Raw genomic sequence first — 15920 nt, 5'->3', positions numbered from 1 at the left:
GTTGCGCAAGGGCCAACATCCAAGCCAATATTTCAGGGGGCATTCCCTGCCTCACAGTCATACATTCGGGTACATTGCCGTGAGCGGACGTTTGCTACAGCTTGCGCGCATTGTGCAGGTCATTGCCTTGAGGTCCCATGCAACAGCTTTCCATTGCCGATCCCGCGGGATTGGCGGCCGTTTTCGTTGCGCTCTTTCTCGGCGGCATTCTCAAGGGGGCAACGGGTGCCGGGCTTCCTGTCATTGCCATTCCGGTCATCAGCGCGGTCTATGACGTCCGGATCGCCGTTGCGCTGATGGTGATGCCGAATGCCGTGACCAATTTCTGGCAGGTTTGGAAATACCGCGCCGACCGTATCGAGGGCGGTTTCGGCCTGAAGTTTGCAGCGTCGGGTGTTGCAGGGGCCATCGTCGGGACGAGCCTGCTTGTATGGCTGCCGATCACCGTCATGCAGCTTGCAATGGTGGGGATCATCATCTGCTACATCGTGCTGCGGCTTGCCCGTCCGGATGTGCAGATCGGAGCCTCACGTGCGCATGCCCTGGTCATGCCCGCCGGGTTCACGGGAGGCGTGCTTCAAGGCGCGACCGGCATCTCGGCGCCGGCCTCGGTCACGTTTCTCAATGCGATGCGGATGCCCCGAATGGCGTTCATACACACGATTTCCAGCTTCTTCGCCGTGATGTGCGTGGGGCAGGCGGCGGTGCAATCCTACTACGGCCTGCTCACGCCGGAGATTGCCATTCTGGGGCTGTCGGCGCTTGTTCCAATGTTCCTGGCGCTGCCTGTGGGCGAGTGGATCGGGCGGCGGTTCAGCGCGCGCACCTTTGATCGCGTGATCATGGTCTTTCTCGTGATCCTCTCCATTCGCCTCGTCTGGCTCGAATTCATCTGAAGCGCGGAGTTATTGTGGGTCGATGCCCTTTTTCCAGCGCCCCTTGAAGAGCCGCAGGTGAAAGGCCGGAAACTTGATGACCTCCTCGATGAGGATGAGAGAGAACACCCAGGCCGCGGGCAGATGGAAATAGAGCACGAGCAGGGCGGTCGCCGGCACGCGGAAGAGCCACTGCGCCCAGACGAATATGTTCATGACATAGATGGTTTCCCCGCCCGCGCGCAGCGTGTTGCCGCAGATCGCATTCGACTGCTTCGGGAAGGGCAGGAAGACGAGTATCGGGAGGAATTGCAGCAGCGTGGCGCGGGTTTCCGGATGCAGGGTCGGATAGATCCATGGTGAGGCAAGGCAGACCCCGGCATAGATGGCGGAAACGAGCGTTGCCGCTACGAATGCCGCTTTCCACGCGGTACCGAGAAAGCGATCGAGAATGTCACTCGAGGCTTTCTGACCGAGGAGTTGGGCCACGATGATGCCGGTGGCCTGCGCCCAGCACATGCCGACCGTGCCGACGACCATGACCCAGGGCGTGATCAGAGTAAGCGCGGCGAATTCGTTCACGCTGAGACGGGCATAGATCATCGAGCAGACATGGGTAGCCGCGGTCGCGCTGACGAATGTCGCAGCGATCGGCAATGCAAAGGCCAGGTGACGCCATAGCGCGCGGGAGAATGTGCCGCCCTGCCAGCCTCTTGCGCGGCGGAAATCAGCCATACGGCGGGAAATGCAGAAGCCCAAATATCCTACCTGCACGAGCGCGGCGACGGCCGACCCCATGGCGGCCCCGGCGACGCCGAACGCGGGCAGGCCCAAATGGCCGTGGATCAGCACTACGCTAGCCGCGACATTTACCGGCACTGCAAGGAGGTAGCTGTGGAATGGCGTCCGGGTTTCGCCGCTACCATTGAAGTAGCTCGAAAGGGGCTGGCCCAAGGCTTCGATGACCAGGACGATGGAAAAGACCGACAGGTAGCGCCAAGCCTCGCCGGCGATGGACGGATCATGCGCAACGGCGGCAAGCAGATCGCGCCCGAAACTCCAGACCAGAACAAGTCCGATGCTGACCGCGATGCCGCTGGTGACGAGACCGGACACGAACGCCGAACGGATAAAGGTCATCTCGCCGGTGCCGACCGCCTGGGCGGTGCGGATCTGCATTGCATTGGCGAAGGCCAGAAGTGCGCCGAGCACCAGCCCGGCGACTGCTGAGGCGAGCCCCAACGCTGCGAGCGCGGTTTCTCCGAGCGGGGACACGAGGTAGGCGTCGATGACGACGACGCCGTGCAGCATGATTGCTTTGAGGGTCAGGGGCCAGGCAATACGAAACACGGCGCCGGCCGAGGGCGCTTCGCAGCGGAAACCAGACATGGGTCTTCCATCAAATGAGTAGAGAAGCCGTCCGTATCCAATACTACGAACGCTTCCTGTTGGTGTACCGGCACGCACCGAGAGATTAAGAGCGCGCAGGTGGGGCAGGGAGAGGGGGGCGCCCCAGAACCCTGATCAGTCGAGGTCGTTCTCGAAATAGTTTGCGTTGGTTTTCGAGACTTGCGCGATCGTCGCATCAAGGCGGGAAAGATGCAACATGCCCGCATCGACCGCCGCTTCGGGATCGCCGTTCTTGATGGCGCGAACAATTGCCTCGTGATCCTCCACGAGCAGCGGCATGCGGTCTTCCTGTGAGAGGCTCAGCGTGCAGAGGCGATCGACCTTTGCCTTCTCCATCGAGATCACCTCGAAGGCGTAATCCGCCTCGGCCACGTGACACAGTGCTTCGTGGAACGCGTAATCGAGTGCGCCGAAGGCCTTGTAATCCTTCTGTTTGAGCACCTCATGCTGCTCCGCGATACAATCGTCGAGCAGCGCGGCTCCCGCCACACTGCAGCGCCGCGCCGCACGACGCAGGATCTCTGCCTCGACAGCCGCGCGGACAAAGCGCGATTTTTCCACGTCGCGCGGGGAGAACTTCTTGACCTCTGTCGCACGTTGGGGGCGGATTAGGAGCAGATCATGGTTGGCGAGGCGCGTGAAGGCGTCTCGAACGGGTTGCCGCGAAACGCCGAACTTGGCCGCGATTTCCGCCTCCGAGATCCTGTCTCCCGGCTTGAGGCGCATCGAATTGATCTCGTCGTTCAGGTAGTCGAATATGCGTTCGACACTCGTCCGCCGGTCCCGGATCTGGTTGATCTGCACCATTGCTGAAACCCCTGTTTCATTCTTCATGTTTTCGTTATGCCACGTCCGCCCAGTGCGAGCGTCGCCTCCCTCGGGTTTCACCGAATGCCGCGGTTGCCTCGTAACAGCCTTTCGGGCTGTGCTTCAGCATATCCACCGTACCGTCACTATCCTCACAAACCACCTGACCCTTCGGACAATGTGCCCGTGCGGGCACCGAATGAACCGGTTCGAATTCACGATCCGAACCATCGGGCACATGGACATGCACCTTCTTCAGGGCCTGGCGGGTGCCGTGAGCGAACCCACGGCTCATGCGAGAATAATGCAGATTGTTAGCATAGGTCAATTTTGACCTGTGTACAGCCTTTCCAGCCCGGTTTCCTGGCGACCGGATCCGTGCGCTCGAGTGCAAAAAATCCTGTCCGCGCCATCGTCTGACGGCGGTATCCAAATCTTTCATCGTGTCTTACCCTCCCCGTATTCGGGCATCTTATGGTTCGTTATTTTCATACTAGTATTCCAGTATGATTACTAGTATACCACATTAAAGTCCAGCACGAATCGCAAGGCTTCGTGAGGGGCAAGCAAACGAAGCGGCCGACAAACGCGCCGCACGAACAAGCAAGGCTTGGGAGGAGTAATGGCCGGAGTCAGTTTAAGAGGCATCGTAAAGGCTTACGGTGCTGCGCAGGTCGTGCATGGTGTCGACCTGGACGTGCAGGAGAAGGAATTCGTCGTTCTCGTCGGACCTTCCGGATGCGGCAAATCCACGACATTGCGCATGATCGCCGGGCTGGAGGAAATCTCCGGTGGCGAGCTTACCATCGACGGGCGGGTGATGAACCGCGTCGCGCCGAAGGATCGCGATGTCGCGATGGTGTTCCAGAACTACGCACTCTACCCCCATCTCAACGTCGCGGACAACATTGCCTTCGGTCTTCGTATCCGTCGCGAAAGCAAGCAGCAGATCGAGGCGTCGGTTCAGGAAGTGAGCGGCATTCTCGGGCTGCGGGACTACCTCGAGCGCCGTCCGGCGGATCTATCGGGCGGTCAGCGTCAGCGTGTTGCCATGGGCCGTGCCATCGTGCGCCGCCCCAAGGTCTTTCTCTTCGATGAACCGCTCTCGAACCTCGATGCCAAGCTGCGGACGCAGATGCGCGCCGAGATCAAGCGGCTTCACCGCCGTCTTGGTGCCACCAGCATCTATGTGACCCATGACCAGGTCGAGGCGATGACGCTTGCCGACCGCATCGTCGTCATGCGGGATGGCCGGATCGAGCAGATCGGTTCGCCGATGGAGCTTTTCCTCAACCCGGCCAACACATTCGTCGCGGCCTTCCTCGGTGCCCCGCCGATGAACATGGTGCGTGCGACCGTGGCTTCCGGCACGGATGCCCCTGTCGCGGAATTCGCCGGACAGAAGGTGCGTCTACCAGCACTATCTGCCCTGCAGAACAGTGCCGGCCGTGAGGTAGTCATCGGCATCCGTCCCGAATTCGTGTCCGTCGAGGACGACAGCTCACCGAACCGCGTCGATGTGGAAGTCGACCTGATCGAAACCCTAGGGTCCGAGGCGCTCATCCATACGACACTGGCCGGTTCGCCCTTCGTGATCCGGACCGAGACCGTCGGCAAGATGAACCGCCTTGATGACATCTCCGGCTTCAGCGTTTCGCCCGATCTGATCCATGTCTTCGATGCCGAGACAGGCAATGCCTTGCCCGGGCAGGTGCGTGCGGCATGACCGATACCACCGATATCGAAGGTACGACCACCGAAGAGCTGGTCATCGAGGCACGCGAGGCGCAGCGGTCCCGCAGGCGCAAGCGGATCGAAATCATCGGCGACCATCTGCGCCGGGAATGGCAGTTGTATGTCCTGCTGCTGCCCACCATCATCTGGCTGCTCGTTTTCCTCTACAAGCCGATGTATGGGCTTCAGATCGCCTTCAAGGACTACAGTGTTTTCCGCGGTGTCGCGGGCAGCCCCTGGATCGGTTTCGAGCATTTCGAGACCCTGTTTAACAATGACCAGTTCCTGCGCGCGCTGCGCAACACGATCTACATCAGCTTCATGAGCCTTCTGTTCGGCTTCCCGATGCCGATCCTTCTGGCGCTGATGTTCAACGAGATCCTGCACCAGACCTTCAAGAAGACGGCACAGACCATCGTCTACCTGCCGCACTTCATCTCTTCCGTGATTATTGCAGGTATCGTCATCACGGCCTTCTCGCCCTCGGCGGGTATCGTGAACACGATCATGGGCTGGTTCGGGCTCGACTCGATCTACTTCCTGACAAAACCGGAGTGGTTCAGGCCGATCTTCGTCGGAACCACCATCTGGCAGGAGTCCGGGTTCCAGTCGATCGTCTATCTTGCCGCGATTGCCGGTGTATCACCCACGCTCTACGAGAGTGCGGTCGTCGATGGCGCTTCGCGCTGGCAGATGATGTGGAAGATCACGCTGCCCTCGATCCTGCCGACGATCATCATCATGCTGATCATACGGATCGGGAACATGCTCGAGGTGAGCTTCGAGATGATCATCCTGCTCTATCAGCCAGCGACCTACGAGACTGCGGACGTGGTGAACACCTTCATCTACCGACAGGGTCTCCAGGGCGGACAGTATGACCTCGCTGCTGCCGCAGGCCTCTTCAACGCCGTTGTCGCCTTCGTTCTCGTGATGAGTGCGAACTCGATCTCCAAGCGCTACTCGCGCACCTCGCTCTGGTAGGGGGAAGGAACCATGCTTAATACCAACCTCTACTCCCGCGGGGACAAGGCTTTCGTGATCATGAACATGGTGCTGATCGGCATCTTCACGATCTCGACTCTCTACCCGTTCATCTACATCGCGTCGCTTTCGCTCAGCACCGGGTTCGAAGCCCGCGCGGGCAACGTCCTCCTGACGCCTGTGGGCTTCACCATTGAGGCCTACAAGCAGGTGCTGTCCGAGCCGATGTTCTGGATCTCTTACCGGAACACGTTCATCTACACGATCTTCGGCACGCTGATGAGCCTCTTGTTCATCATTCCGGGTGCTTACGCACTCTCGCGGCCGCAGCTCTACGGGCGCCGGTTCTGGAACCTGATGGTTGCCTTTACGATGTGGTTCAACGCTGGGCTCATCCCGTTTTTCCTGAACATGCGGGACCTGGGGCTGCTGGACAGCTACTTCGGCATCATCATCGGCTTTGCGGTGAACGGCTTTAATATCATCCTTCTGCGCAACTTCTTCGAGGGCATTCCACAGTCCTTCGAGGAGGCGGCAAGGATGGATGGCGCCAATGAGTTCCAGGTGCTCTGGAAGGTCTACATGCCGCTCAGCAAGCCCGCCATCGCCACGGTTGCCCTCTTCTGTGTGGTGTCGCGCTGGAACGGCTTCTTCTGGGCCATGGTTCTCTTGCAGGACGAGAACAAAATTCCGCTGCAGGTCTACTTGCGCCACGTCATCGTCGAGCTATCGGATGACGAGGAGTTCGCAAGCTCGCTTCTGACCGCAGCGTATTCGTTCGAGACCGTCAGTGCCGCGATCATCGTCTGCTCGATCATTCCGGTGCTGCTCATCTACCCGTTCCTGCAGAAGTATTTCACCAAGGGCATCCTGCTCGGCGGGGTGAAGGAATGACCACGAATTCTATTTGGGAGGATAACAGAATGAAAAACACGACATCCATCATCGCCCTGGCCGGCGTTCTCGCAACCGCGGTTCCGGCATTGGCCCAGGACGAAGATTACCGTATCGTCGAGGACCCGCTGGAACTCAGCATTCACATGCACTGGCCGCGCGCCCAGGGCTATGGGCCCGGTGGCGACACCAGCAAGATCTACCCGGTCGAAGAGGTCGCGCGCGAATTGACCGGCATCCACCTTGTGGATGACACGTCCGGCCGTAATACCACCGACAACAACGAGGCCATGAACCTGCTTCTGGCCAAGGGCGATCTGCCCGATATCGTCGGTGGAAACCGGATCAAGCAGCCGGTCAACCAGTATGGCCCCGAAGGCGCTTTCCTTCCGCTTAATGAGCTGATCGACGAGCATGCGCCGAACATCAAGGCCTTCTTCGACGAGCGCCCCGAGCTGAAGCAGGCCATCGCGGCCTATGACGGCAACATCTATTACATCCCGTATCTTCCGGACGGGAAGTATGGCCGGGCGTGGTATATCCGTCAGGACTGGCTCGACAAGCTGGGTCTCGAGCAACCCGAAAACGTAGACGAACTCTACGAAGTGCTGACCGCTTTCCGGAACGAAGATCCGAACGGCAACGGTCGCAAGGATGAAGTGCCGTATTTCGCCCGCGACTGGGAGGAAGTGAACCGGCTTCTTACCTTCTGGGATGCGCGGTCCTCTGGATCCGACACCTATCACGACTTTTACGTGAATGACGAAGGTCAGATCGTCCATCCATACGCTCAGGAAGCATACCGCGACGGCATCGCCAATATCGCGAAATGGTATGAAGAGGGCCTCATCGACCCTGAAATCTTTACCCGCGGTTCGTCCTCGCGCGACTATCTCCTTTCGGAAGACCTCGGCGGCATGACCCATGACTGGTTCGCGTCGACCTCCGGCTACAACGACGCGCTTCAGGACAAGATCGAAGGCTTCAACTTCGTCCCGTTCCTGCCGCCTGCTTCGGTGAGCGGTGTGCGCATGGAAGAGCACCGCCGGATTCCGATCAAGCCGGATGGTTGGGCGATCAGCTATGCCAACGAGCATCCCGTCGAGACCATCAAGTATTTCGACTTCTGGTTCACGGAAAAAGGCCGGAACCTGTCGAACTTTGGCGTCGAGGGCAAGACCTGGGACATGGTCGATGGCGAGCCGGTCTACAAGCCGGAGGTTCTGAACTCCAGCACGCCGGTCAACAGCCAGATGTACCTCGAAGGCGCGCAGATCTATCGGGGCTACTGGATGGACTACCGCTACGAATGGCAGTGGACGTCGCAGGCCGCACGTGAAGGGATCGAGCTCTACGACTCGGAGGATCTGCTGGTCGATCAGTTCCTGGGCGTGGCATTCGACAAGGACGAACAGGAAATCTATGACCGCTACTGGCCGTCGATCGAGACCTACATGTTGGAGCGCCAGCAGGCATGGATCCTCGGATCGGGTGACGTGGTTGCAGATTGGGACAGCTACATCAACACGCTGGACAAGATGGGGTATGAAGAAGTCATCGAAGTGATGAACTCGGCCTATCAACGCCAGTACGATTGAGCGAAGCTTTCGATCCATTGAACAGGGTGGGTGGTCGATCCGGCCGCCCACCAAAATTCACTCGCGCAGAACGGAACCGACCCGATGCTCGACAAGCCTCTTCCGCCGCTCGACCAGCCCAAGCCTGGCCGGCTCACAATTCAATATTCTCCCGATGAACAGACGGAACTCGCCGAGAATCCGCCGCGTTTTACCTGGCTTCCCGTCATCGAGGAAGAGGCTTGCTATCTCGTTCGCCTCTCCACCGATGCGGGGTTCGACGAGGACAGCACGCAGGTTTTCGGGCCGATCCCGCTCAATTTCTTTACGCCCGATATTGCCCTGGCACCGGGCCGCTGGCACTGGGGCTATGCCGTTGCCGATGCTGAAACCGGCCAGAGACTGAGCGACTGGAGCACGACCCGTAGCTTCACGATCACCGAGGACCTGCCGGAGACGCCGCTACCGAGCCGCGAGAAACGCTTCGAGGGCGCGACGACTGCCCACCCGCGGCTCTGGCTGACGCCGAATAGGCTCAAGGACTTCAAGAAGGCCGTGAAGGCCGATCCGGACCATTGTGGCTGGTCGAACTTCTACGAGAAATCGGTCCTGCCCTGGATGAATCGAGAGGTCATGAAGGAGCCGGCGGGCTACCCGAACAACAAGCGTGTCGCCCCGATCTGGCGCCAGACCTATATCGATCTCCAGGAAGCCTGGTACGCGATCCGTCATCTTGCCATAGGTGGCAAGGTTACCGGCAACGACGAGATGACCGCCCGTGCGAAGGAGTGGCTGCTCGAAGTCGCATCCTGGGACCCGATGGGCGTGACCTCAAGGGCCTATACAGACGAGTGGGCCTACCGGGTGAACAACGCGCTCGCATGGGGCTATGACTGGCTGCACGACGACCTGAGCGATGAAGAGCGGACAGCGGTGCGGGCGTCCCTGCTGGAGCGGACCCGTGACATCGCCGAACACGCGATCATCAACGCCAAGATCCACCTTTTCCCCTATGACAGTCACGCAGTGCGTTCGGTCTCTCTGACAATCGTGCCTGCCTGCATTGCACTTCTTGGCGAGGACGAGGACGACGAGGTTCGCGACTGGCTGAATTACTGCATCGAGTTTCTCTACACGGTCTACTCCCCCTGGGGCGACAGTGACGGTGGCTGGGCCGAAGGCACCAACTACTGGATGATGGGCATGGCCTATCTGATCGATGCGGCGAACCGGCTGAAGTCCTACACCGGGCTTGATCTCTACAAGCGGCCGTTCTTCCGCAACACCGGTGACTTCCCGCTGTTCTGCAAGGCGCCCAACACGCGCCGCGCAACCTTTGGGGACGACAGCACCATGGGCGACCTTCCCTGCATCAAGACCGGGCTCAACCTCCGGCAGTATGCCGGCGTGACCGGAAATGGCGCCTACCAGTGGTATTGCGAAGAGAACCTGCGCCTGAATCCGGGCACCGAAGGGGCGTTCTACAACTGGGGCTGGTGGGACACCAACTTCGACGACATGGTCTTCCGGACCGACTATCCGGAGGTCGAGGCCACGTCGCCCGAAGGGGGCTTGCGCCATTTCCGCGGCATCGGCTGGGTCGGCGTGCAGCATGCCATGGACGATCCTAACAACCATATCCAGCTCGTGTTCAAGTCCTCGCCCTTTGGCTCCATCAGTCACAGTCACGGCGATCAGAACGCGTTCTGCATTGCGGGCTATGGAGAGGATCTGGCGATCCAGTCCGGGCACTACGTTGCGTTCAATTCTACGATGCACCGCCTGTGGCGGCGTCAGACCCGGTCGAAGAACGCGATCCTGATCAATGGCAAGGGTCAGTATGCCGAGAAGGACAAGGCCAAGGCCATGGCCGCGACCGGCAGGATCGTCGCCGCCGAAGAGCGAGAGGATCATATCTACATCTGCGGTGACGCGACGCCTGCCTATCAAAGCCTTTCTCCAGAGGTCACGTTGGCCGAGCGCGAGATCTATTTCGTGCGCAACAGCTACTTCGTGATCGTGGACAAGGTCGACGCGGAGAAGCCGGTTACTGTCGAATGGCTGCTGCATGCGAACAACCCGTTCGAACTCGGCAAGACCTCCTTCCGCAATACCGGCGAGCGCGCGGGCTTCTATGGTCAGGTCGTCTGGTCCGAGGCCGGAAAGCCGAAGATCACGCAGGACACGGGGTTCCCCGATGTCGATCCGAAGGAATACGAGGGTCTCCCGGTCAGCACCTGCCTGACCGCGCAATATCCGGCCGCGACGCGCCACCGGATCGCAACGCTGCTGGTTCCCTACAAGCTCACCGAGCCGAAGCGCATCTTCCATTTCCTCGACGACCAGGGTTACGACGCGGATCTCTATTTCACGGACTCGGACGAGAACTCGTTCAGGGTCGTCATGAAGAAACTGGCGAACACCTGACCCGCAACAGACACGGGCGATTGCCGAGCGGGCCTTGCAGGTCCGGTCGGCACTCCCCTGAATTCAAGACACGTCATGGAGATGTTTGATGACCGTAAAGAACTTCTTTCCCGCAGGTGAGAACAAGCTTTTCGATGCCGGGGGCGGGCTGACGCGCAAGGTTGCTGCCTACAACGACAATGTGATGTGCGTCGAAGTTCATTTCGAGACCGGAACCGTGGCAGCGCTTCACAGCCACCCCCACGAACAAATCACCTACGTCATCTCCGGCAAGTTCGAGTTCAAGGTCGGGGACGACACCTATGTCGTTTCCGCGGGGGACTCGCTCTACAAGCAGCCCAACATTGTCCACGGGGCGACATGCCTCGAGGCGGGCACACTCCTCGATATCTTCACCCCACACCGTGAAGATTTCATCTGAACCACTCAATTCAATAGACAGAATATCGGAGCACCGAGCATGACCAAACCAGTCATCGGCTTCATCGGCCTCGGCCTTATGGGCGGCAACATGGTTGAAAACCTTCAGAAGAAGGGTTTCGAGCTGGTTGTTATGGACCTCAACAAGGATGCCGTCGCGGCGGTCCTGGAGCGCGGCAATGCCAAGGAAGCCTCGACACCCAAGGAACTCGCAGCGGCCAGCGACATCGTGATGCTCTGCCTCACTACGTCCGAAGTGGTTGAGAAGGTCGTGTACGGCGACGAGGGCATCCTCGCCGGGATCAAGGAAGGTGCCGTTCTGATCGACTTCGGAACCTCCATCCCGGCCTCGACCCGCAAGATCGGGGCAGACCTCGCCGCCAAGGGTGCGGGCATGGTTGATGCGCCGCTCGGTCGCACACCCGCCCACGCCAAGGACGGTTTGCTCAACATTATGGCCGCCGGCGACAAGGAGACCTTCGACAAGGTCAGGCCGGTTCTCGACGAACAGGGCGAGAATGTCTTCTATCTTGGTGCGCTTGGAGCCGGTCATACCACCAAGCTGATCAACAACTTCATGGGCATGACCACCGTCTGCACCATGAGCCAGGCCTTTGCCGTGGCAGATCGCGCCGGTGTGGACCGTCAGCAACTCTACGACATCATGTCGACCGGTCCGTCGAACTCGCCCTTCATGGGCTTCTGCAAGAACTACGCCGTGGACGGGGTGAGCGATCTGGGCTTCTCGATCGCCAACGCCAACAAGGATCTCGGCTATTTCCTCAAGATGGCTGAGGATCTGGGCACGCGGGCCGAGATCGCGGAAGGGACCTCGCACAACCTTCAGGCCGCCGTCGATGCGGGTATGGGCAATGGCAATGTCCCGGAGATCTTCGACTACTTCCTGAAGCTCGAGAAGTAACTTCGAAATAACCGGATCCGCTCTCCGCTCGTCATCTGGCGACGTCTGGGCGGGTCCGGAAACACGTTCAATCAAGGACAATTCGCGTGACCGCTCCGAGGCGGCCGCGCATTGCGAGAGGGAAAGTCGATGAAACTTCAGGGAAAGACCGCGATTGTCACCGGCGGTGGACGCGATATCGGGCGTGCCTGTGCCGTGAAACTGGCAAGCGAGGGGGCCAATGTCGTCATCAACTATTTCTCAAGCAGCAAGGGCGCGAACGAAACCGTAGCGCAGATCGAAGCCGGGGGCGGCAAAGCCATCGCATTGCAGGGCGATCTTTCGAAGCAGGGCGATGTCGAGGCGCTGGTCGCGAAAACGGTCGAGGCGTTCGGTGGGGTCGATATCCTGGTGAACAACTCGGGCGGATTGATATCCCGTGTTCCGATCAAGGAGATGTCGCTCGAGCACTGGAATGCGGTGATGGAACTCAATCTCACCAGCACTTTCCTGATGATTTCCGCCTGCCTGCCGCATATGTCCACCGGTGCGATCGTCAATCTTGCCAGTCAGGCGGGCCGCGATGGTGGTGGTCCCGGTGCGGTTGCCTACGCCACGTCGAAAGGCGCCGTGATGACGATGACACGCGGACTGGCCAAGGAACTCGGACCCGACATTCGCGTCAACGCACTATGCCCGGGCATGATCGATACAGATTTCCACAACATCCATACCAAGGATGAGGCACGTCGGGCACTCGAGGCTTCGGCACCCGTCAGGCGGCAGGGCCTGCCCGAGGACATTGCCAACCTGGTTCTTTTCCTTGCTTGCGAGGACTCGGCGTTCATCACCGGCGCAAACGTGGACATCAACGGCGGCATGCTCTTCAGCTGATCGCCGCGTCGCCGGGCGGAGCCTTCGAGGGTCCGCCTTGCGCGTCCCTCAGACAAGGAGGAACTTCCAAGTGCACTTCATGGCAATTGGCGAATGCATGGCGGAGTTCGCGCCAGCAGAGACGGACGGAGAGTATCGTCTCGGGTTTGCGGGCGATACCTATAACACGGCTTGGTATCTGCGGAAATTGCGTCCGGATTTCCCGGTTTCCTATTACACCGCGGCTGGAACCGACGCGCTTTCCGATCAGATGATTGGGGCGATGAATACCGCTGGAATCGGGACCGAACAGATCAGTCGCTTGTCCCAGTATACGGTTGGGCTCTACATCATCTCGCTTCTGAACGGAGAGCGCAGTTTCTCCTATTGGCGGGAAAGCTCCGCTGCACGCCATCTTGCGGACGAAAGGGCGGCCCTATCCGGTGCGCTCACCGGCGGCGACATGATCTATTTCTCCGGGATCTCGCTTGCCATTCTCGACGAGGCGGGCCGCACCACGCTGCTTGATGCGCTGTTGGCTGCACGGTTGGAGGGAAAGACCATCGCCTTCGATCCCAATCTGCGGCCACGGCTCTGGTCTGACGCCGGGGAAATGACTTCGACCATCATGCGTGGGGCAGCAGTCAGCGACATCGTGCTGCCGTCCTTCGAGGATGAAGCGGACCATTTCGGGGACGCGGATCCGGAGGCGACCGCCACGCGCTATGCAGAGGCCGGCGCGACAACAGTGATCGTCAAGAACGGCCCCGGCGACGTCTATTTCACGGACTACGGCGATGCGGGGCACGTCGCTTGCGCACCAGTTGAAGGGGTCGTGGACACGACAGCAGCAGGCGACAGCTTCAATGCGGGTTTCCTTGCCGGAGCGGATACAGGACTTTCTGTCCGCGAGCGGATCGTCATGGCCTCCCGCGTGGCCGGCAAGGTGATCATGGGCAAAGGTGCGCTGGTCGATATCGACACGTCGGAATCTCGCCTGGATGTCGCTATAGTCAACGCCTGACCAGTCTTCCGGGGCCCCAGGCCCCAGCCTTGCCCGTGCTGCCGCTTAACAAGCCCTTATTCCGCCTCTTCGGTTGCCGCCTCGAACATTACAAGACTTTCGAGAAACCCGATAATCTTCTCACGGTCGGCGGCTTCAAGGTCCGAATAGAGCGAAGCGCTTGCCTCTGCCTCGCCACCATGGGCCAGGATGGCTTCCTCCAGTGAAGTCGCGCGGCCGTCATGAAGCCACGGGCCGGTGGAGGCGACACCGGCGAGCGAGCGAGTAAGGAACATCTCCGCGCCGAGGCCAAGAGCGTCGTCGGGATCGGCGAGCGCCTCGCCCATGTCGTGGCGCTTGAAATCGGTGAACCAGCGCACCACGGCAGTGCCGTCCGCATTGCGTGGAACCCCACCGAGCAGATGCAACTTCCCGTCATCAGTAACGATCTGGTTGTTGGGCTGATCGGTGGTCAGGTCAATGGCTATGGCCGCCTCTGGGGAGAGGCCATGTGAGAGCGGCGGGGATCCGTCCGGGAAGCTCGTGTCGTGGAACCCCACCACATTGCTGGGCTCTCTGAAGACCGGCTCGAGCAATGTCATTTCGGGCACGTGGCACGTCGCGCATCGTACCTGTTCGAAGAGTTCTTCGCCGGCGTGAATGTCGGCGCGGACCTGCGATGTGAGGTTCATAATTTCGAGTTCGGCCAGTTCGAGCGTGCTGACCGGGCGTTCAAGCGCGGCCATGTAGATCGTAAGCGCAGTCATGTCGCCCACGCTCAGTTCGTGGAGGACACCATCGAAATCGCCGTCCTCATCCCCTACGAGTTCCACCGCCTGCAGGCCAAGTTCGTTGTGAGCGGCATCCCGTGTAAAGCCGCGGATGGTTGCATGGTTCCCTTTCCAGCCGAATGGCTTGATCACGAGATCTCCGTCGATGCCATCGAGTTTCGACGTGTCCATCTCAACCTTGCAGGGCGCCATGTTCACGCGAGTGATTTCAAGGATGCCATAATCGACACCTTTCGAGGCAAGCTGGGCCGTGGCGCTGCCAGTTGCACAGGCCCGTTCCCGCGCTGCGTCCCGTTGTTCGTAAAGGTCAGAGCTGATCTCCTCCGCCAACCGCTGAGGGATGCCGAGAGCGAAGAGCGGAAGCGTATTGCGCTCGAGAAACATGCTCGGATCGCCGGTATGGTTCGGGTCGACCACGACATTCAGCGCAACATCGCCGGCTCCGTTTGCAAAGGGCGCGTTGTGACAGGCAATGCAGGAGGTTGCATTTGCGCCGCCCTCGCGCGGCGGAAAGTGGTTTGCCCATTCCTTCGGCCCATCCAGATCGGCGCGTGGAAAGCGTGTGAATCTGCGACCTTCGCCGATATGCGCGCCGACGCCGCGGGTGGCGTCGAAACTGGTTTCGGTCAATTCGTCGCCGGCTTCGAACGCGTAGAGGAAGGCTTCTCCCGGCTCACCCTCGCGCAGGAGGCGGTTCAGGTCATGTTGATCGACGGGTGCCGGCACATCGCCGGCGAGGGCTGCAACTGGCAGCAATCCGAGGAGTGGGAGAAGACAGGCTGATCGCATTCGGGAACCCTTTGCTCACGATGTCTGGGGAGTGACATCGATAGGGTATCCCGAAGTTTCCGAACAGTTTCAGAATGATGCGGGAAAAACCACAATGCCTTTCAGGCAAATATGTGCCGAATTTCGGCGGTGGCGTGCCGAATGTGTCGCAAGCCAGACCGGGTGAATACGGTTTCCTTTTGATCGGAGATGCCGGTCTGGCATGGGGTAGGGTCAACCCCGCGTGACAGGACACGGAGCCCCTTTAAAGGCAGAGCCAGACCCCTCCCGGTACCGCTTCAGGGCGATGCATAAACAATGCATATTCCATGCATACGATTTTGCGGTATGCGCAAAGCGTATTGGCCCGGAATGCGGACCTTCCCGCCGCTCGCGGCAGGTGCTCGATCGCGCGGGTGCCTGTAACGGCCCCATCAAGAAGGGCGGGGAGCCGCC

General features: G+C 59.9%; 13 protein-coding genes. 10 read left to right on the top strand and 3 right to left on the bottom strand.

What is annotated here, in order from left to right:
- The first annotated feature begins 137 nt into the window (after positions 1 to 137).
- Entirely contained in the window at positions 138 to 896 is a 759-nt protein-coding gene (locus ACP15W_RS13710; RefSeq protein ID WP_424933479.1) for a sulfite exporter TauE/SafE family protein, read from the top strand.
- Between the two features lie 9 nt (positions 897 to 905).
- On the opposite strand, the gene ACP15W_RS13705 is transcribed toward ACP15W_RS13710, so the two are convergent.
- Together ACP15W_RS13705 and ACP15W_RS13700 are read right to left on the bottom strand one after the other, a co-directional pair.
- Positions 906 to 2264 (bottom strand): MATE family efflux transporter, encoded by a 1359-nt coding sequence (locus ACP15W_RS13705; protein WP_424933478.1) that lies wholly within the window; start codon positions 2262 to 2264, stop codon positions 906 to 908.
- Between the two features lie 135 nt (positions 2265 to 2399).
- Positions 2400 to 3119 carry a GntR family transcriptional regulator gene (locus ACP15W_RS13700; RefSeq protein ID WP_424933477.1) on the bottom strand — a complete coding sequence of 240 codons (720 nt, stop codon included), beginning with the start codon at positions 3117 to 3119 and terminating at the stop codon, positions 2400 to 2402.
- 595 nt (positions 3120 to 3714) lie between these two features.
- On the opposite strand from ACP15W_RS13700, the gene ACP15W_RS13695 reads away from it, so the two are divergent.
- The 9 genes from ACP15W_RS13695 (at position 3715) to ACP15W_RS13655 (ending at position 13926) form a co-directional block, all read left to right on the top strand.
- Positions 3715 to 4818 (top strand): ABC transporter ATP-binding protein, encoded by a 1104-nt coding sequence (locus tag ACP15W_RS13695; RefSeq protein ID WP_424933476.1) that lies wholly within the window; start codon positions 3715 to 3717, stop codon positions 4816 to 4818.
- Positions 4815 to 5810 carry an ABC transporter permease gene (locus ACP15W_RS13690; RefSeq protein WP_424933475.1) on the top strand — a complete coding sequence of 332 codons (996 nt, stop codon included), beginning with the start codon at positions 4815 to 4817 and terminating at the stop codon, positions 5808 to 5810. The genes ACP15W_RS13695 and ACP15W_RS13690 overlap by 4 nt, the downstream gene beginning before the upstream one ends.
- Before the next feature lie 12 nt (positions 5811 to 5822).
- A complete protein-coding gene (locus ACP15W_RS13685) occupies positions 5823 to 6704 on the top strand; it encodes a carbohydrate ABC transporter permease (protein ID WP_424933474.1) in 882 nt (293 codons plus the stop codon).
- Between the two features lie 29 nt (positions 6705 to 6733).
- A complete protein-coding gene (locus ACP15W_RS13680; RefSeq protein ID WP_424933473.1) occupies positions 6734 to 8302 on the top strand; it encodes an extracellular solute-binding protein in 1569 nt (522 codons plus the stop codon).
- Between the two features lie 84 nt (positions 8303 to 8386).
- Positions 8387 to 10708, top strand: a complete 2322-nt coding sequence (locus ACP15W_RS13675) for a DUF4962 domain-containing protein (RefSeq protein WP_424933472.1) — start codon at positions 8387 to 8389, stop codon at positions 10706 to 10708.
- An 88-nt stretch (positions 10709 to 10796) separates the two neighbouring features.
- Positions 10797 to 11129: a cupin domain-containing protein gene (locus ACP15W_RS13670; RefSeq protein WP_424933471.1), complete on the top strand. Its 333-nt coding sequence runs from the start codon at positions 10797 to 10799 to the stop codon at positions 11127 to 11129.
- A 24-nt stretch (positions 11130 to 11153) separates the two neighbouring features.
- Positions 11154 to 12050 carry an NAD(P)-dependent oxidoreductase gene (locus ACP15W_RS13665; protein WP_424933746.1) on the top strand — a complete coding sequence of 299 codons (897 nt, stop codon included), beginning with the start codon at positions 11154 to 11156 and terminating at the stop codon, positions 12048 to 12050.
- 129 nt (positions 12051 to 12179) lie between these two features.
- Positions 12180 to 12923, top strand: a complete 744-nt coding sequence (locus ACP15W_RS13660; RefSeq protein ID WP_424933470.1) for an SDR family NAD(P)-dependent oxidoreductase — start codon at positions 12180 to 12182, stop codon at positions 12921 to 12923.
- Positions 12924 to 13002: 79 nt separating this feature from the next.
- Positions 13003 to 13926 carry a sugar kinase gene (locus tag ACP15W_RS13655; RefSeq protein WP_424933745.1) on the top strand — a complete coding sequence of 308 codons (924 nt, stop codon included), beginning with the start codon at positions 13003 to 13005 and terminating at the stop codon, positions 13924 to 13926.
- Between the two features lie 56 nt (positions 13927 to 13982).
- Here the strand turns inward: ACP15W_RS13655 and ACP15W_RS13650 are convergent, their stop codons facing one another.
- Complete coding sequence (locus ACP15W_RS13650; protein WP_424933469.1) at positions 13983 to 15485, bottom strand: di-heme oxidoredictase family protein; 1503 nt, start codon at positions 15483 to 15485, stop codon at positions 13983 to 13985.
- Positions 15486 to 15920 lie beyond the last annotated feature (435 nt).

This window comes from Amaricoccus macauensis (genome assembly GCF_049800915.1).
Lineage (GTDB): Bacteria > Pseudomonadota > Alphaproteobacteria > Rhodobacterales > Rhodobacteraceae > Amaricoccus > Amaricoccus macauensis_A.
This window is presented reverse-complemented; position numbering and strand designations above follow the sequence as displayed.